We start from the raw sequence: 23,818 nt of genomic DNA on the forward strand, positions 1-23,818 counted from the left end.
GCAGTTCCCCGCGCCCCTTGGTTGGACGAGTGGACGCCGGATTGACGGGGGCCGCCCTTGTGCCTCGGTGGCTGCGCAGACGCCGGGTGCGGGTGTGTGGGGGCTGGTCGCGCAGTTCCCCGCGCCCCTTGGTTGGACGAGTGGACGCCGGATTGACGGGGGCCGCCCTTGTGCCTCGGTGGCTGCGCAGACGCCGGGTGCGGGTGCGTGGGGGCTGGTCGCGCAGTTCCCCGCGCCCCTTGGTTGGACGAGTGGACGCCGGAATGACAGGCACCGCCCGCCGCGCCTCGATGGCTGCGCAGGCGCCGGTTTGACGGGCGCCGCCCCCGCGCCGTCCCCGCCCCCGCACCGTCCCCATCGCCCCGTCCGAAATCCGCGAGCCCTTGCCCTGCCTTTCCTCCTAGCCTCGGGAGCATGATGAGCGCCTCCTCCGCCCGCCCCGCCCGCCGTCCCGAGCTTCTCGCTGCCGGTGCGGCCACCGTGACCGTCGTGTTGTGGGCCTCGGCCTTCGTGTCCATTCGGAGCGCGGGGGCCGAGTACTCGCCCGGTGCGCTCGCGTTGGGGCGGCTGCTTGTCGGCGCGCTGGTGCTGGGGGGCATCTGCCTGGTCCGGCGGGAGGGGCTGCCGCCGCGGGCGGCCTGGCCCGGCATCGCGATATCGGGCCTGCTGTGGTTCGGCTTCTACAGCGTCGTGCTGAACTGGGGCGAGCAGCAGGTGGACGCCGGTACGGCGGCTCTCGTGGTGAACATCGGGCCCATCCTGATAGCCCTGCTGGCCGCCCGGGTGCTCGGCGATCCGATGCCGCCGCGGCTGCTGGCCGGAATGGCGGTGTCGTTCGCGGGCGCGGTGACCGTGGGGCTGTCGATGTCGGGTGGAGGTGGCTCCTCGCTGCTCGGCGTGGTGCTGTGCCTGCTCGCCGCGATCGGCTACGCGGGCGGTGCCGTGGCGCAGAAGCCGGCGCTCGGCCATGCGAGCGCCCTCCAGGTGACGACGTTCGGGTGCCTGGTCGGGGCGGTGCTCTGCCTGCCGTTCGCCGGGCAGCTGATCGGCGATCTGGCCGACGCCTCGCTGTCGGCCACGCTCAACATGGTCTACCTGGGCGTCTTCTCGCTGGCGCTGGCCTTCACGACCTGGGCGTACGCCCTGGCCCGTACGACCGCCGGCCGGATGGGCGCGACCACGTACGCGGTGCCCGCGCTGGTCGTGCTGATGTCCTGGCTGACGCTGGGCGAGGTGCCGGGGCTGCTCACCCTGGCGGGCGGGGCGCTGTGTCTGGCCGGGGTCGCCGTGTCGCGCTCCCGCGCTCGGGCCGCCCGGGTCGTGGCCGGTGTGCCACAACCCGAGCAGACCCGTGAGTCAGCGTGAACGCGCCCTGTCCGCAAGGACCTTGATGGACAGCAGGGCGATCACCGACAGTCCGATGATGTAGCCCGAGACCGCCATCGACGTGCCCGTGGTCTCCAGCAGCAGCACCATGATGAAGGGCGCGAGGCCACCACCGAGCACGGCCGCGATCTGGTAGCCGAGGGAGGCGCCCGTGTAGCGCATCTCGGGCGTGAACAGCTCGGCGAACAGAGCCGCCTGGGGGCCGTACATGATGCTGAGGAAGCAGCTGGCGACGAACGTGCCGACGGCCAGCCACAGCAGTGAGCCGGTGTCGATCAGCAGGAACAGTGGTATGGCCCACAGCGCGATGCCGGCCGCGCCGATCGCGTAGATACGGATGCGGCCGAACTTGTCGGAGAGCGCGGCGGCGGCCGGGATCAGCACCAGCTGGGTGAGGCTGATGCAGAGCGAGACGGTGAGGACGGCGCTCTTCTTCATACCGAGTTCGCGGGTCGTGTAGTCGAGCACGCCGGTGATGATGATGTAGAAGGTCGCCGTGTTCACGGCGAAGGAGCCTCCGGCGAGCAGCACCGTACCGAGGTGGTCGCGCAGGATCGTCCGCAGCGGGGACGACTGCTCGCCCTTCTCCTTCTCGGCCAGCTTCTTCTCCGCGTCCCGGAATTCGGGGGTCTCCTCGACGCGCGTGTGGATGTACCAGGCGAGCACGAGGACGAACAGGCCGACGAGGAACGGCACACGCCAGGCCCAGGCCGCGAACTCGGAGTCGGTGGTGAACGCGCCGGCCAGCAGGAATACGGTGTTGGCGGTCACCACGCCGATGGGGACGCCGAGCTGGACGAAGCTGCCGTAGATGCCGCGCTTGCCCTCGGGGGCGTACTCGGTGGCCATCAGCATCGCGCCGCCCCACTGGGCGCCGACGGCGATGCCCTGCAGCACGCGGAAGAGGACCAGCAGGATCGGGGCGGCGACGCCGATCGTGTCGTAGGTCGGGAGCAGGCCGATGCCGGTGGTGGCGATGCCCATGAGGGTGAGCGCGAGGACCAGCATCGGCTTGCGGCCGCGCTTGTCGCCCAGCTGGCCCGCGACGACGCCGCCGATGGGCCGTGCCAGGAAGCCGACGGCGAAGGTCGCGAAGGACGCGAGCACCCCGGCGGTGGGGCTGCCGGCCGGGAAGTACAGGTCGCCGAGAACGAGAGCGGCAGCGATGCCGAAGACGAAGTAGTCGTACCACTCCACGGCTGACGCGAGAGCGGCGGCGGTGGCGACGCGGCGGCGGTTGCCGGCGGCGGGCGCGGTAGGGGTGAGCGGCTGGGCGGAAGGTGCCGTGTCCATGCGTGCACACTCCGATGGGTGCTGGGGACGGAACGGGGGATGGCTCAGGTTCCGGGGAACGTACTGACCGGACGGTATGTACGTCAACGGTCGTACAGCAGGAGTTTTTACCTGCACATGGCACACAGAGCGGGCCCGGGCATGCCTGCGGCCCCGGCCTCACGTGGAGGCCGGGGCGCGTGGAAAGCAGGGCTAGAACACCACCAGCGCCCTGCCGCCCCTCCCCGCGAGCATGTTCTCGAAGGCCGCCGGGATGCCCTCCAGGCCGATCCGTTCCGTCACGAGCGCGCCCAGGTCCAGGCGGCCCGCGTTTACGAGCTCGGCAAGGACCGGCACGTCCCGCGCCGGGTCGGAGTCGCCGTAGACGCAGCCGGAGAGGGTCCGGCCCCAGTGGAAGATCTCCAGGGCGTTGAAGGTGACCTGCTGGTCCTTGCCGCCGATGCCGACGACCGTGGTGCGGCCGCCGCGGCGGGTGGAGTCCCAGGCCGTGCGGATCGTGGCCGCGCGGCCCACGCACTCGACGGCCACGTCCACGCCCTGCTTGTCCGTCAGCCCCCGGATCTCGCGGGCGGTGTTCTCGGAGGCGACCACGTAGTCGGTGGCTCCGGCCGCGCGCGCCAGATCCTCCTTCGCCGGGGAGACGTCGACCGCGACGATGCGTCCGGCACCCGCGATACGGGCCGCCTGCAGTGCCGCGAGCCCCACTCCCCCGACGCCGTACACCGCGACCGTCTCGCCGGGCTGGACCCGCGCCGAGTGGTGGACGGCGCCGTAGCCGGTGAGGACCGCGCAGCCGAGGAGGGCGGCGTCGGTGAGGGGGATGCCGGCCGGGAGCGGCAGGACGCAGCCCGCCGGCACGACCGTCTCCTCGGCGAACGCGGCGACGTTCAGACCGGGGTGCAGGTCGGTCCCGTCGGCGGTGCGGGCGTACACGTCGGCGGCGCCGTTGAGGGCGTTGGCGCACAGCCAGACCTCGCCGAGCGAGCAGGCGTGACAGCTGCCGCAGGACGGGGCCCAGTTGAGGACGACCTCGGCGCCTGGCGCGACATGGGTGACGCCCTCGCCGACGGCGATGACCGTGCCGGCGCCCTCGTGGCCGAGGACGGCGGGGACCGGCACCCGCATGGTGCCGTTGGACAGGGACAGGTCCGAGTGGCACACCCCGGCGGCGGCGAGACGGACGCGGACCTGGCCGGGGCCGGGGTCGGGAAGCTCGATGTCCGTGATCTTCAGCGGGGCGCCCACTTCGGGCAGGACGGCTGCGCGTACCACGTGAACGCTCCTCAGAACTGCAGGGACTTGGTCTGGAGGTACTCGGCGAGACCGTGCGAGCCGAGCTCGCGGCCGACGCCGGACTGCTTGTAGCCGCCGAAGGGGGCGAGCGGGTTGAAGCGGCCGCCGTTGATGTCGACCTGTCCGGTGTCCATACGGCGGGCGAAGGCCACCGCCTCCGCCTCGTCCCCCGCCCAGACCGCGCCGGCGAGGCCGTAGACGGTGCCGTTGGCGATGCGCAGGGCGTCCTCCTCGTCCTCGTAGCGCAGGACGGACAGGACCGGGCCGAAGATCTCCTCCTGGGCGATCGTCATCTGCGGGGTCACGTCGGCGAAGACGGTCGGGGAGACGAAGTAGCCCTGCTCGCGCGGCGATTCGGGGCCGCCGGCGACCAGCCGCGCGCCCTCCGCCACACCCTTGGCGATGTAACCGCGCACCCGCTCCTGCTGCTTGGCGTTCACCACCGGGCCGATCCGCTCGCCGTACTTCGCGGCGGCGGCCGTGGCCAGCTGGACGGCCTCGTCGTACTGGTCCCGGTGCACCAGCATCCGCGTCCAGGCGCTGCACGTCTGCCCGGAGTTGGACATGACGTTGGCGACGCCGACGTTGACCGCCTTGGCCAGGTCGGCGCTCGGCAGGATGACGTTGGCCGACTTGCCGCCGAGCTCCAGGGCGACCTTCTTGATCGCCGCGCCGGCGACCGCCGCGATCTGCCGGCCGACGGCCGTGGAGCCGGTGAAGGAGACCAGGTCGACGCCCGGGTGCTCGGCGAGTGCCTGGCCCGCGACCGGGCCGAGGCCGGTGACCAGATTGAAGACGCCCGCGGGGACGCCGGCCTCGTGCACCGCCTCGGCGAAGAGCTGGGCGACCAGCGGCGTGTCCTCGGCGGGCTTCAGCACGACCGTGCAGCCGGCGGCCAGCGCCGGGGCGACCTTGGCGACGATCTGGTGGAGCGGGTAGTTCCAGGGCGTGATCGCGCCGACCACGCCGATGGGCTCGTGGTGGACGGTGGAGTTGCCGACCTTCTCCTCGAAGGCATACGTCGCCGCGAGTTCGGCGTAGCCGCCCGCGACCGCGATCGGCACGCCCGCGTGCACGGTCTGCGAGAGCTTCAGCGGCGAGCCGAGCTCCGCGGTGACCGTCTCGGCGATCTCGTCCTTGCGGGCCTCCAGTGCGTCCCGGAGCGCGGTCAGCCGGGCGGCCCGTTCCGCGGGCGGGGTGGCGGCCCAGGCCGGGAGGGCGGCACGGGCGGCCCGTACGGCGCTGTCGACGTCGGCGGCCGTGCCGGCCGGCACCTGGCCGATGACCTGCTCGTCGGCCGGGTTCACGACGTCGATGGTGTCCGGGCCGGTGGCGGGGCGCCACTCGCCGTCGATGTACATGCCGTCGTGCGCCTTCATGGTGCGTCCTCCCGGGCTGGGCCGTGTCGTCGTGCCACTCATAAACTAGCGGCGATAGTTTTCGGGCGCCAGGCTCCCCCGGCTTCAGAAGTCCACTCTGGCCCTGTCGTCCACCCTAGCCACGGCCTCCTGGCCGAACTGCTTCGCGTAGACCCGACGGATCTCCTCGATCTTCCCGTCGTTCGCGGCCGCCCGCCCCGCCGGGTACAGCAGGATCAGCTCGTACGAGCGCTCCTTCTCGATCACCCCGCTCGCGCCCCGCCACTGCCCGCGCCCGCTCTGCACGGTCAGGCCGTCCGGGAAGTCCGGCGTGACCTCCTTGTCGACGAACGCCATGAACTGCCGGTCGGTGACGGCCGGGCCGCCGTCGGGGCGCGCGGTGCCGAAGAAGAGCTGCGTCTGCACGTACGGCTCACCCCGCGACGGCGCCGAGGCGGTTCCGTCGTCGAGAGTGGCGTAAGCGGTGGGCGCGCCGACGGCCAGCAGCAGACCGGACACCACCAAGGCGGTCCTGGTCCGGGTGAGTTGCATATTCATGCACCCATGGCTACCTATGCCCGAGATATCTCATTCATCCAGATCCGGCAGTCGCGCCGGGGCCGGGCAGATGCGGTCGCCGTGCTGGTCGAAGACGAACAGGTGGGCGATGTCGACGAGGAGCGGGACCTGCATGCCGTGCCGGAGGTCGATGTCGGGCGTGGTGCGCACGATGAGATCGCCGGGCAGCCGGCCCTCGGGCGGCGCCAGGCCGGCGGCGGCGTCGGCCGGATGTTCCAGCGTCACCACCGGACCGGCGCGCAACGCGCCCGCCTTGCTGCGGAGCCGCTCCAGCACCGTGCCGGCCTCACGGCGGCGCCGCCGGACCGGCGGGGCGGCGCGCGGCGCCTCCAGGTCCGGCACGACGGCCGGCTGGGAGCCGGTGTTGAAGTGGACGAGGACCTCGTGCCCCTGGAACTCCACGTGCTCGACGAGGCCGGTGATGTGCACCTCGCCGGGTCGGGCGGTGGCGGGCGAGGCGATCCGCACCGCCTCCGAGCGCAGGCCCACGATCACCTCGCGGCCCTGCTGGACGCGGAGCAACTGGTGGTCCAGGGACAGCGGTTCGGGCAGCCGGAGGTACTGCTTGCCGAGGCTGATGGTCATCGCGCCGTCCAGCGGGGCGCGTACGAGGCCGCGCAGGAGGTTGATGCGCGGGGTGCCGATAAAGGCGGCGACGAAGACGTTGCGGGGCAGGGCGTACACCGAACGCGGGGTGCCGACCTGCTGGAGGACGCCGCCGCGCAGGACGGCCACCCGGTCGCCGAGCGACATCGCCTCGGCCTGGTCGTGGGTGACGTACACCGTGGTGACGCCCAGGTTCCGGGTGAGAGCGGAGATTTCGGCGCGCAGATGGTTGCGCAGCTTGGCGTCGAGGTTGGACAGCGGCTCGTCCATCAGGAAGGCGGTGGGGTGGCGGGCGATGGCCCGGCCCATGGCGACGCGCTGGCGTTCACCGCCGGAGAGCTGGGCGGGGAAGCGGTCGAGGAGGTCCTCGATGCCCAGCATGCGCGCGGTGGCGTCCACCCGTGCGCGGGGATCCTCGCCGGGCGACTCGATGCGCAGCGGGAAGCCGATGTTGTCGCGGCTCGTCATGCTCGGATAGAGGGCGAAGTTCTGGAAGACCATCGCCATGTGCCGGTCGGCGGGCAGCAGGTCGTTGGACCACTCGCCGTCCAGCCGCAGCTCGCCCTCGTCGATCTCCTCCAGCCCGGCGATCATCCTCAGCACGGTGGACTTGCCGCAGCCGGAGGGCCCGAGGAGGACGAGGAATTCGCCGGGCTCGATGTCCAGCGAAAGCCGGTCCACGACCCGGACGCCTCGCGTGTACGACTTGCTCACCTGGTGCAGGGATATGGCGCGTGTCATGACGGCTGCCCCCGGGGGCTCATTTGCTCCGCGGTAGAACGCCTCGTGCGGGTCGTACGGGGCGTATGAGTCACGGAAGTTAACGGAATGTGTGCGGCCGGGGGAAGGGACTGGGCGGAATCGGGCGTCGCGGTCCGCCAGATGAGAAAGCGGACGACCAGATTCAGCGCTTGTCGGCGGCCGCTCTCGGCTCACGGGTCGCGACGAGATGGGCGAAGACGACGACGTTGCCCGAATAGCCGGTCCGGCGGTCGTAGTTGCCGCCGCAGGTGATCAGCCGCAGCTCGGGACGGCTCCGGACGCCGTACACCTCCCGGTTGGGGAACTTGTCCTTCTCGTACGACTTGATGGCGTCCACCTTGTAGACGGCGGAGCGGCCGTCGGCACGCCGGACCTCGATGCGTTTGCCGCGCTTCAGTTCGCCGAGCCCGCCGAAGACGGCGGGGCCGGTGTTGGTGTCGAGATGACCCACCGCGATGGCGGTGCCCTGCTCACCGGGTGACGGCCCGTCGGCGTACCAGCCGGCCACCTCGGGCTCGTCCTCGGGGGGTGCGGGCAGTCGCCGCTCGCTGTCGAGGCGCAGGTCGATGAGGGTGGCGTCGACGCCGATGTAGGGGATGACGAGGCGGGTCGCACGGGAGCGGGGCAGGGGGCGGGGCGCGGCCGGGCGTTTGGCCGCCTTCTCCTTGTCGGCGGGGCTCGGGGGTGGCGGGGAGGGGCTGTTGGCCGCGCTTTCGGGCGGGGTCTGCGTTTCGGAGGGAGCGGGTTGCCGGGGCGACGCCTCGCGGGCGGCGGCGCCCGTGTCCGTGGCGCCGGGGCGGGAGTCGGCGCCCGCCCCGCCGGCACCGGAAGCGGTGCCGGCGGATCGGACCTCGGAGGCCTCGGGGGAGCCCGGAGCGGCCGTATCCACTCCGGGCCGCTCGTGGTCGCACCGGACGCCGACCACCACCAGCGCGGCGGCCAGTACGGCCGTCCTCGTCAGACGGTAGGCGCGCCTCCGGTACCAGGGCCTGCGTCGCCTCCTACGCGCCATGCGTACGACGACGGAGCCGGAACCACATCACCCCGCCCACCGCGGCCAGGCCGACGACGCCGGCTCCGGCGACCGTGGTGAACGCCTCGTCGCGAGCGATCCCGCCACCGCCGGCCGGCGGACCGCCCTGCGGGCCGGGCGAGGGCGTCGACATCGAGGACCGGCAGTCGACGGTGAAGCTCTTCTCCCGCTCGGGGGCCGTGGCGCCCGGGTATGTCCAGTAGAGCCGGTACTGCCCGTCGGGCAGCGTCAGGTCCGCGGAGTGGCCGGCGCCGTTCGCCAGGTTGATGGTCCCGGTGAGCCCGGCACCTCCGCCGACCGGGGGTTCGGCCGCGATGCGGTAGGTGGCGCTCGTCACCTCTTCGAAGTTGAGCGCGTCGAGGTAGAACCGGCAGACCCGCGGCTCGTCGATCGCGTCTCCGTACGGCGTGCGCGCGACCCCGTCCCACGGCGCCGTGTGGATCTTGATGGTGGCATTCTCCTGGGCGCCCGCCGTCGGCAGCCCCGTGAGCGGCGTGAGTGCGGCGGTGAGCGCCGTGACGGCGGCGATACGCAGTCCGGCGCGGCGTGGAAGAGGCGTGGTGGGCATGCTAGTCCTCCGAGTCAGACGATTTTCGTACAAATAGCCCTTTGCCTGACTCTCTTTCACATGCGCGCGACGAATCGGGGGAGCACCGCCCTACAACCCGTCAGATACCACTCTTTCGCCCCAATGCCGGTCTGGCTCCGCCCCGCTCGCCGGCGTCCTCCGACTCCCCCACCGGCCTTGTCCGCGCCCGCAATGCGACCCCCGCCGACAGCAGCAACAGCGCCCCCAGCATCACGAACGGCGCCGCCACGCCCGCGAGGCCCGCGATCAGGCCCGCCGACGCGGGCGTGGCGACCTGCCCGAGGCGGTTGCCGGTCAGCCGCAGGGCGAGGGCCGTGGAGCGGGCACCGTCGGGGGACGCCTGGACGACCGTCGTCATGGACAGCGGCTGTCCGACGCCGAGGCAGAAGCCCAGCACCGCCAGGATCAGGGCCAGCGCCCACACCGGCACCGGCAGCGCGATCCCGGCGCACAGCAGGGCCGCCAGCAGACAGGTCACGGTCAGCAGCAGGGTCCGGCCGAGGAGTCGCAGCAGGGGCGTCAGGACCAGGCGGCAGGCGATGGTGGCGGCCGCGCGCAGGCTGAGCAGGAGGCCGATCACGGACGGAGCGATGCCCCGGTGCTCGCCGACCACCGGGAGGTAGGCGGTGAGGATGTCGGTCGCGGACAGCACGGCGAGGCTGATGAAAATGCCGGCGGGCACACCCCGGGCGCGCAGGATGCGCCGGACGGGGACGCGCTCGCCCCGGTCCTTGCCGGACCCGGCCGTCGTACGGCTCTCTATGCGCCACAGCGAGGTCAGCGCGACCGCGCCGCCCGCGCCCGCCACCAGCAGGGCGAGTGCGCTGGTCCCCGCCATGTCCCGGCCGCCGATCAGCGCGCCCGCGGCGATCGGGCCGATCAGCTGGCCGAGCGAGGCGCCGATCGTGAAGTGGCCGAAGTTGCGGTCCTGTTCGTGCGGGGCGGACTGGCGGGCCACGAGCGACTGGGCGCCGATGACGAAGCAGAGGTGACCGAGGCCCATGACCCCGCTCCAGATCGCCATCGCCCACAGGGAGTCCGCGAGGCCGCTCATGGCGCAGCCGCCGGATATCAGGACGACGCCGACGGGCAGCAGCGGCGCACACCGGCCGTGGTCGGTGCGGCGGCCCAGGGGGACGGCGACGAAGAGCGGCAGCAGGGCGTACACGCCCGCGATCACGCCGATCGCCCGCTCGTCGGCGCCCAGCGCGAGGGCCCGGTAGGAGACGGCGGGCCGGGCCATCGACACCGCCCCCTGCGCGAAGCTGAAGGCGATGACGAGGCGGAGCAGCCAGCCGCGGTTCCCACCGGGCGCCATGATCGTGTTCCTCCAGGAGAGGCCGGGCTTACCGGAGCCGAGGGAGCCCCGGAAGGGTGCTTGCTCGCGGGATCAGATGATTCCGAAGAGGATTCCCGCCGCGAGGATGATGAGGCAGGTGAGCGCCGCCCACTTCACCACGAACTTGGTGTGGTCGCCGAACTCCACCTTGGCCATGCCGACCAGGACGTACACGGCCGGGACGAGCGGGCTCGACATGTGCAGCGGCTGGCCGACCAGGGAGGCGCGGGCCATCTCCAGCGGGGTGACGCCGTGCGCCGCGCCGGCCTCGGCGAGGACCGGCAGGACGCCGAAGTAGAAGCCGTCGTTCGACATGAAGTAGGTGAGCGGGAGGCTCAGGACACCGGTGACCAGGGCCATGTGCGGGCCCATGCCCTCGGGGATGACGTCCACCATCCACTTGGCCATGTGGTCCACCATGCCGGTGCCCTGGAGGACGCCGGTGAAGACGGCGGCGGCGAAGACCATGCCGGAGACGTTGAGGACGTTGTCGGCGTGGGCGGCGAGGCGGGCCTTCTGGTCCGGGATGTGCGGGAAGTTGACCGTCAGGGCGAGCGCGGCGCCGAGCAGGAACAGCACCGGGATCGGCAGCCACTCCATGATCATGGCGGTCAGCAGGGCGCCCGTGAGCAGCGCGTTGAACCAGTACAGCTTGGGACGCAGCGTGGGCCGGTTCGGGTCGAGGACCTGGAAGCGCTCCGCGTCGCCGTCCTCGTCGTCGTCCTCGGCGTCCGTGCCGGAGCCGGCACCGCCGGTGGCCTTGCCCGTGCCGGAAGCACCGGAACCGGAACCGGCGCCGACGAGAACCGTCTCGGTCTCCTTCTCCTCAGCCTTCTCCTCGACCAGAACCTGATCCAGTGTCAGCACACCCAGGCGCTTGCGCTCGCGCAGGCCGAGGAAGTACGAGAGGACGAAGACGGCCACCAGGCCGACGGCGAGGGCCGGGATCATCGGGACGAAGATGTCGCTGGCGTCGAGCTTGAGCGCGGTGGCGGCGCGGGCGGTCGGACCGCCCCACGGCAGCGTGTTCATCACGCCGTTGGCCATCGCGGCGACACCGGTCATCACGACCAGGCTCATCTTCAGGCGCTTGTACAGCGGGTACATCGCCGAGACGGTGATCATGAAGGTGGTCGAGCCGTCGCCGTCGAGCGAGACGATCGCGGCGAGGATCGCCGTGCCGACCACGATCCGCATCGGGTCGGCCTTGCAGAACTTCAGAATTCCCCGAACGATCGGGTCGAAGAGGCCGACATCGATCATCACACCGAAGTAGACGATCGCGAACATGAGCATCGCCGCGGTGGGGGCGAGGTCGGTGACGCCGTCGAGGACGTAGTCACCGAGCTTGGCGCCCTTCCCGACGAAGACGCAGAACAGTGCCGGAATCAGCACGAGCGCCGCGATCGGCGACATCTTCTTCATCATGATCAGGACCAGGAAGGTCGCGATCATGGCGAAGCCAAGGATGGTCAGCATGAGTGGATACCTAACGTTCGCCCTTGAACGACCCACCAGGGCCGGCGGTGCGTTGACGTTAGGTCCCGTCAAGCGGCGTTAACAAGACGTTGACATGCGAGCAATAAGCGCAAAACTGCTGGTCACAGCTTTGCACTGCTCACAGCGCTGCCACGGTGGCCTGTTTCGCGCAGGTCCCCCGGGAAAAGCAGCACGGGTACGCCGTTGAGGACCGCGTTGCCCGAGAGCGGGTCGAGCAGGCTGCCGTCGAGGAGCTGGTTGACGTTGACGCCGGGGTCCTTCAGCGCATGGTTCAGCCGGGTGCCGGGGCGGTTGTGGCCCCAGCCGTGCGGCAGGCTGACGACACCGGGCCGGACCGTGTCGGTGACCTCGGCCTGCGTCACCACCTCCCCGCCGGCGCCCTTCACGCGGACGGGTGCCCCGTCCCGCAGCTCCAGCCGCTCGGCGTCCTCGGGATGGATGTGCAGGGTGCAGCGGTTGGCGCCGCCGGTGAGGGCGGGCACGTTGTGCATCCAGCTGTTGTTGGAGCGCAGATGGCGGCGGCCGACCAGGACGAGCCCGTCGGTGCGCTCGCGCAGGGCCGCCCGCAGGCGGGGCAGGTCGTCGGCGATGGGCCGCGGCAGCAGCTCCACCTTGCCGCTGACGGTCTTCAGCGGCTGCGGCAGCCGGGGCTGCAGCGGGCCGAGGTCGATGCCGTGCGGATGCGCGAGCAGCTTCTCCAGGGTGAGGCCGTCCGGTCGTACGCCGAAGCCGTCGCCGTACGGGCCGAGGCGCAGCATCATGTCGAGGCGCCGCTCGGGGCCGTTCACGCCCGTGAGGTGCGCGGCGAGTTCCTTCGGATCGCGGCCGTGGACCGGAGAGTGCGGCTCCTTGACGGCCTTGCCGAGGGTCTGGTCGATGACCAGCGTGTCGACCGCGGCCGGGTCGGTGCCGTGCATGCCGGTCGCGGCCAGGATCAGCCGGGCCAGGATCTCCGCCTCCGCCATCCGGCCCGGCTCCAGCGGGACGGCGGGGCGGGTGTAGCGGACCTGGTTGCGGACGGCGAGGGTGTTGAAGGCGAAGTCGTGGTGCGGGCTCTGCGAGGGCGGGGGCGGCGGGAGCAGGACGTGGGCGTGGCGCGAGGTCTCGTTGAGGTACGGGTCGACGCTGACCATGAAGTCGAGCGAGTCGAGGGCCCTGTCGAGGCGGTCGCCGTCGGGGGACGACAGGACCGGGTTGGCGGCGACCGCGATGAGCGCCCGGACCGGCTCGCCCTCCTCGGTGGCCGTGTCGATCTCCTCGGCCAGAGCGGACAGCGGCAGCTCCCCCTTGGCCTCGGGATGCCGGCTCACCCGCGACTGCCAGCGCCCGAGCGCGAAGCCGTGTCCGGGTCCTGCGGGGCGGGGCGTCTTGTCGGTGGCCGCCTGCGGGAAGAGGGCGCCGCCGGGGCGGTCGAGGTTGCCGGTGAGGATGTTGAGGACGTCGACGAGCCAGCTGGCCAGGGTGCCGTGCGGGACGGTGCAGCTGCCGATGCGGCCGTAGACGGCGGCGGTGGGGGCCGCGGCCAGCTCGCGGGCGAGGACGCGGATGGTGCCGGCGTCCACGTCGCAGGCGTCAGCCACGGCTTCGGGGGTGAAGTCCCGTACGGCGTCGGGAAGTTCGTAAAGTCCCTGGAGGTGCGGTGCCGACGCACCGGGAGCCACGAGCCCTTCCTCGAAGAGGACGGACGCCATCGCCGCGAGGAGCAGCGCGTCGGTGCCGGGCCGGATCGCGATGTGCCGGTCGGCGAGCTTGGCGGTGCGGGTGCGGCGCGGGTCGATGACGGTGAGGGTGCCGCCGCGGGCCTTGAGCGCCTTCAGCTTGCCCGGGAAGTCGGGGGCGGTGCACAGGCTGCCGTTGGACTCGAGGGGGTTGGCGCCGATGAGGAGCAGATGGTCGGTGTGGTCCAGGTCCGGCACGGGGATCGCGAGGGCGTCGCCGTAGAGCAGGCCGCTGGAGACGTGCTTGGGCATCTGGTCGACCGTGGAGGCGGTGAAGATGCTGCGGGTGCGCAGGCCGGCGAGCAGGACCGGCGGGTAGAGCGCGCCGGCCACGGTGTGCACGTTGGGGTTGCCGAGCACGACGCCCACCGAGTTCGGCCCGTACCGCTCGACGACCGCCCGGACACCGGCGGCGACCGCGTCGAAGGCCTCCTCCCAGGTGGCCTCGCGCAGTTCCCCGTCCTTGCGCACGAGCGGGGTGCGCAGCCGGTCGGGGTCACCGTCGACGGCCCCGAAGGAGGCGCCCTTGGGGCAGATGAACCCCTGGCTGAACACGTCGTCGCGGTCACCGCGGGCACCGGTGACCGCGGTCCCCTCGATGGTGAGCGTCAGGCCGCAGGTGGCCTCGCACAGGGGGCAGATGCGCAGTGCGGTGCGGGACACGGGTCCTCCCGGGGTGGCGACGGCGGTGGCGCGCGGGTGAGGTTTAGCATACCGACCGGTATGCACGGAGGGGAGTCCTCTCCGGGGGTGAGGTCGGAAATTCGCGAGCCGTCGGCCCGCCGGACGGCCGGTCGTCCCGTTCCGGTGGCCGCGTCAGCCCGTCGGAGAGTCGGTCCTGCTCCCGACAGGGCTGCCGGCGCGACACGGGGGCGAGGCCGTCAGTCCAGCACCCGCGCCAGATACGCCCGCAGCATCTCCCGCGCCTCCTCGATGATCCGTTCGTCGCCCTCCGGGGCCACTCGGAACGAGAGGTGGACCAGGGTGTCGGCGGTTTCGACGGCGATGAGGAAGGTGCGGCGGAGGTCCTCGTCGGGTTCGCGGCCGAGGTAGCCGGAGAGCAGGTCGGTGAGGGCGTCGGCGACGCGGTGATTGGGCTCGCCGCGGGTGCCGACGGGGATCTGGTTGCCGAAGTCGACGAGGGAGAAGCCGGGCGCGGTGCGCTTCATGGCGATGTACTCGTCGAGCACGGCGTCCATCGCCGCACGCCAGCCCCCGTCACCGGCCTCCTTGAGGCGCTCGGTGACACGAGCGGCGTAGCGCTCCAGGTTGCGCTGGGCCAGGGCGTCGGCCATCTGGCGCTTGTTGCCGAAGAACCGGTAGACCGAGCCGATGGGGACACCGGCGCGCTGGGCGACGGCCCGAGTGCTCAGGTCGTCGTAGCCGACCTCGTCGAGGAGGTCGGCGCAGGCGTCCAGGATCCTGGTGAGCCGTTCGGCGCTGCGCCGCTGCACAGGCGCCCGGCGAAGCGTGTCTGGGTGGGGCACGGTCTTCATGATGCCTTTCCGCCTCGGTCCGGTGAACCTCGACCCCCTGTACGGAAGCGGGTACCCGGCGCGCTCAGTGCCGCGGCGGACGCTGTCGACGTCGGCACCGGCGCCAGGGCCGTCTCCGCCTCCGATGCCGTGATGTCGGCCGTGCTCTCGACGGGGCCGTCGTCCACGGCCCACACCGTGCCGTCGTCCGCGTACAGCCGGACGGTGACCTGGTGCGTGCCGCGCGGGACGAGTTCCGCCGCGAGCCGGTGGTCGGGGCCGCGCAGCCTGGCGACGAGGCGGTCGTCGACGTATAGGTGCGCGAGCCCGCGACCGGCGACCGCCCGCGCCGGCGCACCGGCGGGCGAGAAGCGGAAGTTGCGGACCGTCAGCCGTACGTCCCAGCCCCGGTCGCCGCCGTCCGGGTCCGGCTGCACCTCGATGCCGACCTCGGGGGCGTCGCCCTTGCCCACCTCGCGAAAGTGCCGCCCCTGGTCGTCGGTGTCGTCGAGGACCTTGCCCACCGGCGCGGGCGAGACTCCGTCCGCGTCCTGTTGCCGCGCGTCGCCGGAGCCACAGCCCGCGGACCCGGTCAGCAGCAGGACACAGACGGCGAGCGCGGCGAGCAGGGTCCGTGTCCATGACATGCCCGGGAGACTAGAACACCGGTCCGACAGCCGGATCCCCCTGGAGTCGGGTTCCCCTCCGCCTGGAGTCGGGTTCCCGTCCGTTTCCCGTCGCCTCCACAGAGGAGGTCCGGCGGATCACTTGCGCGGATGAAATCGCAATCCTACGGTGAAGCATAGGAATCAGATCTCGAGGGAGCGATCATGAGCGATGGGGGTACCTCCCGCGCGAGCGCGTTCGAGCGTGAGGGAGCGCGGAAGACCGCGGAAGGGCTGACCTACCTCTCCGGTTTCGGCAACGAGCACAGCTCGGAGGCGGTGCCCGGCGCTCTTCCCGAGGGCCGGAACTCACCCCAGCGGGCCCCGCTGGGGCTGTACGCGGAGCAGCTGAGCGGTTCGGCGTTCACGGAGCCGAGGGCCCACAACCGCCGCTCGTGGCTGTACCGCATCCGCCCGTCGGCCGCCCACCCGGCGTTCACACGCACCGACAACGCCGCGATCCGCACGGCACCCTTCACCCAGTCCGCGCCGGACCCGAACCGGCTGCGCTGGAACCCGCTGCCCGAGCCCGTCCCCGGCACCGACTTCCTGGCCGGCCTGTGGACCCTGGGCGGCAACGGCGACGCCACCCAGCGCACCGGCATGGCCGTGCACCTGTATCACGCCACCTCCTCGATGGACCGCGTCTTCAGCGACGCCGACGGCGAGCTGCTGATCGTGCCGGAGCAGGGCGGGCTGCTGCTGCGCACGGAGTTCGGGCTGCTGCATGCGGAGCCGGGGCATGTGGCACTGATTCCGCGTGGGGTGCGCTTCCGTGTGGAGCTGCTGGATGCCTCAGCCCGCGGCTATGTGTGCGAGAACTACGGGGCGCCCTTCCACCTCCCCGACCTCGGCCCGATCGGCGCCAACGGCCTCGCGAACGCACGGGACTTCAAGGCGCCGGTGGCCGCGTACGAGGACGTCGAGGGCCCGGTGGAGGTGGTGAACAAGTTCTGCGGCAACCTCTGGACGGCCACGTACGACCACTCCCCGCTCGACGTGGTCGCCTGGCACGGCAACCATCTGCCGTACATCTATGACCTGCGCCGTTTCAATGTGATCGGCACCATCTCCTACGACCACCCCGACCCGTCGATCTTCACGGTGCTGACGTCCCCGTCGGACACACCGGGCCTCGCGGGCGTCGACTTCGTCGTGTTCGCGCCGCGCTGGCTGGTCGGCGAGGACACCTTCCGGCCGCCGTACTTCCACCGGAACGTGATGAGCGAGTACATGGGCCTCATCGAGGGCGCCTACGACGCGAAGGCCGAGGGCTTCGTGCCGGGCGGCGGGTCGCTGCACAACATGATGTCGGCGCACGGGCCGGACCGGGAGACGTTCGACCGGGCGAGCGCGGCCGAGCTGAAGCCGCAGAAGATCGACGACGGTCTGGCCTTCATGTTCGAGACGCGCTGGCCGGTCACCCTGACCCCGCACGCGGTCGGCGCCGAGCACCTGCAGGAGCGCTACGACGACGTGTGGCACGGCATGGAGCGGCACTTCCGCCCCTTGCAGTAAAGATCCCCGACCGGTACGGATGACCCGTGACCTCCTTCGCCCCGGACTCCATCGTCCTGAACCGCAAACTGCCGCTCTGGTACCAGGTGTCGCAGTCACTGCGCGCCTCGATACTGGGCCGCCGGCCGCAGGACCCGCTGCGCCTGCCCACCGAGGAGCAGTTGGCGGAGCACTACGGCGTGAGCGTGCTGACCATGCGGCAGGCGCTGAAGGAGCTGGAGGACGAGGGCCTGATCACGCGCCACCGCAGACGCGGCACCTTCATCGAGCCGGACGCCCTCCCGGGTGCCCCCGTGCGGCTGCTCGGCTCGGTGGACGCGATCGTGGCCCAGCAGTCCGGCATGGTCACGGAGCTGCTGGACCACGGCACGGCACCCGTGCCCGCCGAAGTCGCCGAGTTCTTCCCGGGTGTCGAGGAGGTGGCGACGTACCACCGTCTGCGCAGTGAGGAGAAGTCGGGCGAGCCGACCAACCACGCCCGCAACTACGTCCGCCCCGAACTGGCCGCGCGCATCGACCTGGACGACCTCGTCCGCTGGCCGATGACCAAGGTGCTGAGGGACGTCGTCGGGGCGGACATCAGCCGCATCACGGACACGGTGGAGGCCCGGCTGGCCGACCCGGAGACGGCGCGGCTGCTGCAAGTCCCGCTGCTGAGCCCGATCCTGCACTACACGGGCGTGACGTACGACGCGCAGGGGCGTGTCCTCGACGCCGCGGTCATCCACTACCGCGGCGACCGCTTCTCCTTCACGGTGACCCTGGACGCCACCTGACCCATGTGTCCCAGCCAGGTCGTACGATGCCCAGCGTGACGCACGACGACGCTCCGCCGCTGGCGGACCTCATGCCGTGGTCCGTCGCACCGCCGCGGCTCGGCCGGGGGTGGCCGACGGGTCCCGACGCGGCGTCCCTGAAGGCCCGCTGGGACGCCTTCGTGAAGGCCGAGGGCCCGGACCGGGACGCCCTGCTGGAGCCGACGCGCTCCCGCACCCTGCACTCGGCGGTCGGACAGCTGCCCGGCCACTCCACCGGCACGGAGAAGCTGATCCGCGCCTCGGGCCCCTGCCCGGAGCCGGTACGGGTGCTGCACGCCCCGTTCGACGAGCAGTGGCTGATCCCCGACCACCGTCTGATCGACGCGGCCCGCCCCGAACTGTGGCGGGTGGCGGACGAGCGGCAGGTCTTCGTGCTGGAGACCCCCGACTCCCCGCTGCTGGCGACCTCACTGCTGCCGCTGCTGCGCCCGGGCCGCGTCCGCCCGCTGTACCGCCGCCCCGGAGGCGTGGAACCCAACCTGGCGCCGGGCCTGCTGCGCCACCTCGCCTCCCGGCTGGGCCACTCCCCCGCGCCGTCGGACGTGCTCGCCTGGATCCTCGCCGCCGCCCGCCCCGACCTCACCGTCCCGCTCACGCAGGACCCCGAACTCTGGGCGCGCGGCGTGGAGTCGGGCCACCGCATGCTGTGGCTGATGCGCCGCGACGGCGACCGCCCGAAGCTACCCGGCGGCCGTCGCCCCTACGTCCGCGCCCCGCTGCCGGCCCGCCCCCTGACCCTGCACTACGACCGCGACGAGGAGACGCTGCACCTCGACGAGGGCCGCGTCTCCCCCGTGCCGCCGGAGGCCTGGGACTTCGAGCTGGCCGGCGCGAGGGTTCTGGAGCAGTGGTTCACCGCCCGGGTCATGGAGCCCGAGCCCGGCGCACTGGCGGCGATCCGCCCGGCGACCTGGCCGCAGGGGTGGACGTCGGAGCTGCTGGAACTGATCACGGTCCTGGCCTTGCTGGCAGAACTCCCGCCGTTCCACGAGGAGTTGACCTCCGCCATCACGGCAACCGACCTCCACAGGGCCGGGGTCCTGCCGGTCCCCGGGCCGGCCCGCAGACCGGCGTCGGTGCTGGACGGGCACGAGGAGGGACCGGAGGGGCAACTCGCGCTGATCTAACGCGGGTCGGGGTCGAATGCGTCCAGCACCCGTTCGAGCGCGCTTGTGAACACCGCCTCCAGATCGATCGGCCCGCTGTCCGCCATGAAGGCCGCGGCGAGGCGCGGATACCTGCCGGTGGCGACCTGGCTGCCGAGGTAGGCGATGCGGACCGCGTTCTCCTCCTCCTCGGACCAGGGCATGGCACGGGTGCGCTCGGCGGTGGCGAGCTCGTTCGCGGTGTACGTCGTCACGACGCCGTTGAGCAGCGCGACCAGTTCCATCTTCACGCTGTACGCGACGTCAAGCGGTTCCAGACAGGCCAGGCAGTGCTCCAGGTAGCGCAGGGTGTTGGGGCTGAAGCCGTACACCCCTGACATCAGACGCGGCACCCAGGTGTGGCGGTGCATGATCGCCCGGGTCTCCTGCGCGTTGCGGATCATGTCGGCACGCCAGTCGCCCGAGGGCTCCCGGATGTCGTGCTCGGCACCGATCGCGTCGATCATCAGCTCGTACAGGTCCTCCTTACGGGGGACGTAGTTGTACAGCGACATCGTCCCGCAGCCCAGCTCGGCCGCGACATGCCGCATGGACACGGCATCCAGCCCACCGGTATCGGCGATCCGCACCGCCGCAGCCGCGATGTCCGCCCGCGTGAACGCGGGCCTGGGTCCACGCCCGGTCCGCTCCGGACGCGCCCAGATCACCTGTGGTTCGGCCGCCTTGCCCGCCATCGATCATCACCTCGGCCACCATCCTAGTTACGTACAGTGTACGTAGTGCGCTATGGTCGACCCATGACTTCTACGTACGCTGTACTTAGTGAAGGCCTGGAGAAGCGATTCGGTGAGGTCCACGCCCTGCGCGGACTCGATCTGGCCGTCACGCAGGGCACCGTCTGCGGCCTCCTCGGCCCGAACGGGGCGGGCAAGACGACGGCCGTACGGCTCCTCACCACGCTGCTGCGCCCGGACGCCGGGTCGGCCCGGGTCGCCGGGCACGACCTGCTGCGCGATCCGGCGGCCGTCCGCCGCAGCATCGGCGTCACCGGCCAGGACGCCTCGGTCGACGGCGACCTCACCGGCCGCCAGAACCTCCGGCTGTTCGCCCGGCTGCACCGGGTGCGCGGGCCGGCCGAGCGGGCCGACGAGCTCCTGGACCGCTTCGGGCTCGCCGACGCGGCCGACCGCCCGGCGTCCACGTACTCGGGCGGGATGCGGCGCCGCCTCGACCTGGCGGCGAGCCTGGTGCGCCGCCCCGACGTGCTGTTCCTGGACGAACCCACGACCGGTCTCGACCCCGCCAGCCGCAACCGGATCTGGGACGCGGTGCGGGAGCTGACCGCCGAGGGCACCACCGTGCTGCTGACCACGCAGTATCTGGAGGAGGCCGACCAACTCGCCGACGACATCGCCCTGGTGGACCGGGGGCGGGTCGCGCACTCGGGCTCGCCGGCGCAGTTCAAGTCGGCCATCGGCGCACATGTCGAGGTCGTCGTCGCCGACGCGGACGTCATGGTGAAGGCAGCGGCCGTCCTGGACCAACTCACGGGAGCCGAGCCGTCGTTCGACCACGAACGGCGGTCCGTCGCCGCCGTCACCCGGGACGCCACCCTCACGCTCCCCCGTCTGGTGCGCGAACTCGACGCGGCGGGCGTGCCGTTGCTGGACGCGAGCCTCAAACCGCCGAGCCTCGACGACGTGTTCCTGCAACTCACCCAGGAAACCCGGGAAGAGGAGCGTGCGGCATGAGCACCCTGGCGTACGACGGCGGCGCGATGCTGGGCCGGCAGCTGCGGCGGCTCCGCAACAACCCGGGTCTGCTGATCCTGACCCAGACCATGCCGATCACCATGCTGCTGTTCTTCGGCTACGTCCTCGGCAGCGCGCTGGCCATGCCCGGCGCCGAGTACCGGACCTTCCTGGTGCCGGGCCTGCTGGTGGCGACCGCGGCCAACGGGCTCATGACCGGCATGTTCCAGGCCGCCCAGGACACCCACCGCGGCGTGATGGACCGCCTGCGGACGCTGCCGGTGAGCCGGGCCGCCGTGCCGCTCGGCCAGGCGGCCGCAGATCTGCTGGTGACGGCCGCCGGGACGGTGCCGTTCCTGCTGGTCGGGCTCGCGGTGGGCTGGCGGATCGAGGGGTCCGCCCTCGAAGCGGCGGGCGCGGTGGGGCTGTTGCTGCTGTTCCGGTTCGCGACGACGTGGGTTGGGATCTTCCTGGGGCTGCTGACCCGGAACGAGGAGGCCGCCGGTCAGCTGGGCGGTGCGACCTTCATCCTGCCGCTGCTGTCCAACGCGTACATCCCGACCGACGGCCTGCCGGGCTGGCTGCGCACCCTCGCCGAGTGGAACCCGATCAGCGCGGTCACCACGGCCCTGCGGGACCTCTTCGGCAACGCCCCGGTGCCGGACGGTGCCGCCTGGCCGGTCGCGCATCCGGTCGCCGGGTCGCTGGCCTGGTGTGCGGTGCTCATAGCGGTGTTCGCACCGCTCGCGGTACGCCGGTGTGCGCGCGGGGAGAGGTGACGTCAGGCGACTGAATGACGCGACGACCGCGTCGGCGGCCCGGTGGGGCGCCGGCGCGGCCGTCGGTTTGTGCAGGGTGGCCCGTCAACGTCCGTACGAGACCGAGGTGTTACGTGGGGCGGACGTGGGCCGAGGAGCGGGGTGGGTGGAGTTCGGGGTTGGGCCCGCGCCGGGGTAGCGCTCCGAGGCGCCGCTGCATGCCGTGGGGATGACGGCGGCGACAGCGCGACACCGGGTCGGAGCGGTTGCCGAGCGCGGGCTTACCAAGGTCGTCCGGGGAACGCCGGTGCGAGTCAGCGCCCGCCGAACAGCGAACGACGCAGTCGACGCAGCGGGGCGAAGAGCGAGACGCGGCGGACCCGCGCACCCCGGTCGCTGCGTGCGTGCGTGGTGTCACGACTGGTCAGCTCAAGCATCAGCGAGGTCGCTTCGGCCGCCTCCGTCTGCGGCACGGCGGGACCCGCCAGCACCGAGAGATGGCGGTCGAGGCGCGAACTGGTCGCACCGCTCCCGCAGGTGATCGCAGGGACCCTGGCCCTGCTGCGCACTGTTATCTGATCCATGTCACTCCCCACCCGTACGAGTCCACCCGGCCCGGGCAGGTTAACCCTATCGCCCCGATGAGGCACTCGTGTATCGCGGTCACAGGATTCACCTTCCCCGTAAGGGTGTTGACGACTCGTCCGTGATTACTCTCCGAATCCAACCGATTTCAGGGCGAGTTGGACAACGGGCTGGCTGGTGGGCTGCGGAGACCCTCCGTCCGGCTCCACCGTCACAGCCAGTGACGTCGCCGACTTGTCGAGACCGGACGCCAGCAAGGGCGTGTCGCCGTCGAAGAGCCCGAGGGAGCGTGGTTGCACATCGGGGCGCATCTGCCAGAGCTGGTGCACCCGCCCGCTCGGCAGATCGCCATAGCCGCTCAGAGTGACGATCGCGCGCCCCTCCGATGCGGAGGCGACCACTCCGATCGTCCGCCCCTCAGCGTCCTCGCCGGAGGTCGCCCGGGCGTCGGGTGCGGCGAGAACGTTAGCGATCTCACTTGCCCGCGCACGCTGCGCGTCCAGCTGCTCCTGCGTCTTGGTCGCCTGGACGGCGAAGAGGGACGCGACGACGAGCGCCGCGGCGGCCGTGAGGGTGGCGAACGGCGCCAGCAAGGGGCGCGTCCTGGTCGCACGGGTGCGCGGCGGCGGCTGGTTCCCCCACACATGCGGCGGCAGCTGGCCGGCTCGCGTGCGGGCCGGCTCCCGGCCCGCTTCCCGCCCGGCGGACTCCTGCGGAGTCGTCCGTACGGCGGCCAGCACCCGGTCGCGCATCGCGGCGGGCGGCGCGGCGGCCGTCGACCAGGCGAGGCGCACGGCGTCCTCGGACAGTGTGCGCACCTCGGCGGCGCAGAGGGCGCAGTTCCTCAGGTGCTTCTCGAAGCGGTACCGCTCGCCGGGTTCCAGGGCGTCGAGGGCGTAGGGGGCGGCGAGGGAGTGCAGGTCCTCGCGCCGGAGCAGTCGGTCGACGAAGCTCACGCGACACCTCCCAGGCACTTGCGCAGCTGGGTGAGTCCGTCGCGCATCCGGGTCTTGACCGTGCCGAGCGGCAGGGAGAGCCGCTCGGCCACTTCACGGTATGTGTAGCCGTCGTAGTAGGCGAGGGTGACGGACTGACGTTGCAGTGCCGTGAGCCGTTCCAGGCAGCGCCGCACCCACTCGCGTTCGAGGCCTGCCTCGACCTCCTCGGCGACATGGTCGAACGCGGGGTGGTTCGCGCGCAGTGCCTCGCGCTGCTCGCGCTCACCGGCCGCGCGGGCGCTGCGCACCCGGTCGACGGCGCGGCGGTGGGCGAGGGTGAGGATCCACGACAGGGCACTGCCCCGGCCCGGGTCGAACTTCGCGGCGGACCGCCACAGTTCGAGCAGCACCTCCTGCGCCACCTCCTCCGACTGGGCGGGGTCGCGCACGACCCGCCGTACGAGCCCGAACACCGGCCCGGAGACCAGCCCGTACAGCTCCTCGAACGCCTTCTGGTCCCCGCCCGCCACGAGCACCAGCAGCTCGTCCGCCTCCAACTCGTCTCCCCCTCCAGCCAGACCGCATCTCGGCCGTCTCGTCCCACGAGGTATTCGCAACGAACACACCTCCGGATGGGGTTACGGATCAACGGACCGAAAAAGCGGGTCGAACAGCCGAAAAATTTGTTTTCGAGATCGACCAATCCGGCCCGCCCCCGGCTCCGAATCCCGGTGCGTCAGGCAAGTTG

General features: G+C 71.8%; 22 protein-coding genes. 6 read left to right on the top strand and 16 right to left on the bottom strand.

What is annotated here, in order from left to right:
- Positions 1–414: 414 nt before the first annotated feature.
- Positions 415–1,365 (top strand): DMT family transporter, encoded by a 951-nt coding sequence (locus ACWGDB_RS32605; RefSeq protein WP_453825743.1) that lies wholly within the window; start codon positions 415–417, stop codon positions 1,363–1,365.
- Here ACWGDB_RS32605 and ACWGDB_RS32610 read toward each other — a convergent pair.
- The 12 genes from ACWGDB_RS32610 to ACWGDB_RS32665 all read right to left on the bottom strand — a co-directional run bounded on the left by ACWGDB_RS32610 (position 1,357) and on the right by ACWGDB_RS32665 (position 15,578).
- Entirely contained in the window at positions 1,357–2,679 is a 1,323-nt protein-coding gene (locus ACWGDB_RS32610) for an MFS transporter (RefSeq protein ID WP_453825744.1), read from the bottom strand. The two genes, ACWGDB_RS32605 and ACWGDB_RS32610, sit on opposite strands and share 9 nt — an antisense overlap.
- 192 nt (positions 2,680–2,871) lie before the next feature.
- Entirely contained in the window at positions 2,872–3,951 is a 1,080-nt protein-coding gene (locus ACWGDB_RS32615; protein WP_453825745.1) for a Zn-dependent alcohol dehydrogenase, read from the bottom strand.
- Between the two features lie 11 nt (positions 3,952–3,962).
- Complete coding sequence (locus ACWGDB_RS32620) at positions 3,963–5,351, bottom strand: aldehyde dehydrogenase family protein (RefSeq protein WP_453825746.1); 1,389 nt, start codon at positions 5,349–5,351, stop codon at positions 3,963–3,965.
- Between the two features lie 84 nt (positions 5,352–5,435).
- The gene (locus ACWGDB_RS32625) at positions 5,436–5,888 is read right to left on the bottom strand and encodes a DUF3574 domain-containing protein (RefSeq protein ID WP_453825747.1); all 453 of its coding nucleotides are present in this window, start codon (positions 5,886–5,888) and stop codon (positions 5,436–5,438) included.
- Between the two features lie 30 nt (positions 5,889–5,918).
- Positions 5,919–7,256 carry an ABC transporter ATP-binding protein gene (locus ACWGDB_RS32630; RefSeq protein WP_453825748.1) on the bottom strand — a complete coding sequence of 446 codons (1,338 nt, stop codon included), beginning with the start codon at positions 7,254–7,256 and terminating at the stop codon, positions 5,919–5,921.
- Positions 7,257–7,419: 163 nt separating this feature from the next.
- Positions 7,420–8,289 carry a class F sortase gene (locus ACWGDB_RS32635; RefSeq protein ID WP_453825749.1) on the bottom strand — a complete coding sequence of 290 codons (870 nt, stop codon included), beginning with the start codon at positions 8,287–8,289 and terminating at the stop codon, positions 7,420–7,422.
- Complete coding sequence (locus tag ACWGDB_RS32640; protein ID WP_427841803.1) at positions 8,279–8,878, bottom strand: hypothetical protein; 600 nt, start codon at positions 8,876–8,878, stop codon at positions 8,279–8,281. The genes ACWGDB_RS32635 and ACWGDB_RS32640 overlap by 11 nt, the downstream gene beginning before the upstream one ends.
- A 100-nt stretch (positions 8,879–8,978) precedes the next feature.
- Positions 8,979–10,217, bottom strand: a complete 1,239-nt coding sequence (locus tag ACWGDB_RS32645; RefSeq protein WP_453825750.1) for an MFS transporter — start codon at positions 10,215–10,217, stop codon at positions 8,979–8,981.
- A gap of 72 nt (positions 10,218–10,289) precedes the next feature.
- The gene (locus tag ACWGDB_RS32650; protein WP_453825751.1) at positions 10,290–11,717 is read right to left on the bottom strand and encodes a CitMHS family transporter; all 1,428 of its coding nucleotides are present in this window, start codon (positions 11,715–11,717) and stop codon (positions 10,290–10,292) included.
- Between the two features lie 122 nt (positions 11,718–11,839).
- Complete coding sequence (locus ACWGDB_RS32655; RefSeq protein ID WP_453825752.1) at positions 11,840–14,119, bottom strand: molybdopterin oxidoreductase family protein; 2,280 nt, start codon at positions 14,117–14,119, stop codon at positions 11,840–11,842.
- A 218-nt stretch (positions 14,120–14,337) separates the two neighbouring features.
- Positions 14,338–14,952 (bottom strand): TetR family transcriptional regulator, encoded by a 615-nt coding sequence (locus tag ACWGDB_RS32660; RefSeq protein WP_383607609.1) that lies wholly within the window; start codon positions 14,950–14,952, stop codon positions 14,338–14,340.
- Entirely contained in the window at positions 14,949–15,578 is a 630-nt protein-coding gene (locus ACWGDB_RS32665; RefSeq protein WP_453825753.1) for a hypothetical protein, read from the bottom strand. Before ACWGDB_RS32665 ends, ACWGDB_RS32660 begins: the two co-directional genes overlap by 4 nt.
- A 183-nt stretch (positions 15,579–15,761) precedes the next feature.
- On the opposite strand from ACWGDB_RS32665, the gene hmgA reads away from it, so the two are divergent.
- From hmgA to ACWGDB_RS32680, 3 genes are read left to right on the top strand one after another with little or no spacing between them, the layout of a single operon-like run.
- Entirely contained in the window at positions 15,762–17,114 is a 1,353-nt protein-coding gene (hmgA, locus tag ACWGDB_RS32670; protein WP_453825754.1) for a homogentisate 1,2-dioxygenase, read from the top strand.
- A gap of 26 nt (positions 17,115–17,140) precedes the next feature.
- Positions 17,141–17,890 carry a GntR family transcriptional regulator gene (locus ACWGDB_RS32675; protein ID WP_453825755.1) on the top strand — a complete coding sequence of 250 codons (750 nt, stop codon included), beginning with the start codon at positions 17,141–17,143 and terminating at the stop codon, positions 17,888–17,890.
- 26 nt (positions 17,891–17,916) lie between these two features.
- Entirely contained in the window at positions 17,917–19,059 is a 1,143-nt protein-coding gene (locus ACWGDB_RS32680) for a type ISP restriction/modification enzyme (protein WP_453825756.1), read from the top strand.
- Here the strand turns inward: ACWGDB_RS32680 and ACWGDB_RS32685 are convergent.
- Positions 19,056–19,772: a TetR/AcrR family transcriptional regulator gene (locus ACWGDB_RS32685; RefSeq protein WP_453825757.1), complete on the bottom strand. Its 717-nt coding sequence runs from the start codon at positions 19,770–19,772 to the stop codon at positions 19,056–19,058. The two genes, ACWGDB_RS32680 and ACWGDB_RS32685, sit on opposite strands and share 4 nt — an antisense overlap.
- Before the next feature lie 63 nt (positions 19,773–19,835).
- Between ACWGDB_RS32685 and ACWGDB_RS32690 the strand changes: the two genes are divergently transcribed.
- Both ACWGDB_RS32690 and ACWGDB_RS32695 read left to right on the top strand, forming a co-directional pair.
- Positions 19,836–20,789 (top strand): ATP-binding cassette domain-containing protein, encoded by a 954-nt coding sequence (locus ACWGDB_RS32690; protein ID WP_453825758.1) that lies wholly within the window; start codon positions 19,836–19,838, stop codon positions 20,787–20,789.
- Positions 20,786–21,568: an ABC transporter permease gene (locus tag ACWGDB_RS32695; protein ID WP_453825759.1), complete on the top strand. Its 783-nt coding sequence runs from the start codon at positions 20,786–20,788 to the stop codon at positions 21,566–21,568. The genes ACWGDB_RS32690 and ACWGDB_RS32695 overlap by 4 nt, the downstream gene beginning before the upstream one ends.
- A 293-nt stretch (positions 21,569–21,861) precedes the next feature.
- On the opposite strand, the gene ACWGDB_RS32700 is transcribed toward ACWGDB_RS32695, so the two are convergent.
- The 3 genes from ACWGDB_RS32700 to ACWGDB_RS32710 form a co-directional block, all read right to left on the bottom strand.
- On the bottom strand, positions 21,862–22,131 hold the full coding sequence (locus ACWGDB_RS32700) for a hypothetical protein (RefSeq protein WP_383607601.1): 270 nt from the start codon (positions 22,129–22,131) through the stop codon (positions 21,862–21,864).
- A 126-nt stretch (positions 22,132–22,257) separates the two neighbouring features.
- Complete coding sequence (locus ACWGDB_RS32705) at positions 22,258–23,088, bottom strand: anti-sigma factor (protein WP_453825760.1); 831 nt, start codon at positions 23,086–23,088, stop codon at positions 22,258–22,260.
- The gene (locus ACWGDB_RS32710; RefSeq protein ID WP_190073442.1) at positions 23,085–23,627 is read right to left on the bottom strand and encodes a sigma-70 family RNA polymerase sigma factor; all 543 of its coding nucleotides are present in this window, start codon (positions 23,625–23,627) and stop codon (positions 23,085–23,087) included. Before ACWGDB_RS32710 ends, ACWGDB_RS32705 begins: the two co-directional genes overlap by 4 nt.
- Between the last annotated feature and the right edge of the window lie 191 nt (positions 23,628–23,818).

It is taken from the genome of Streptomyces sp. NPDC055013 (assembly GCF_053608645.1).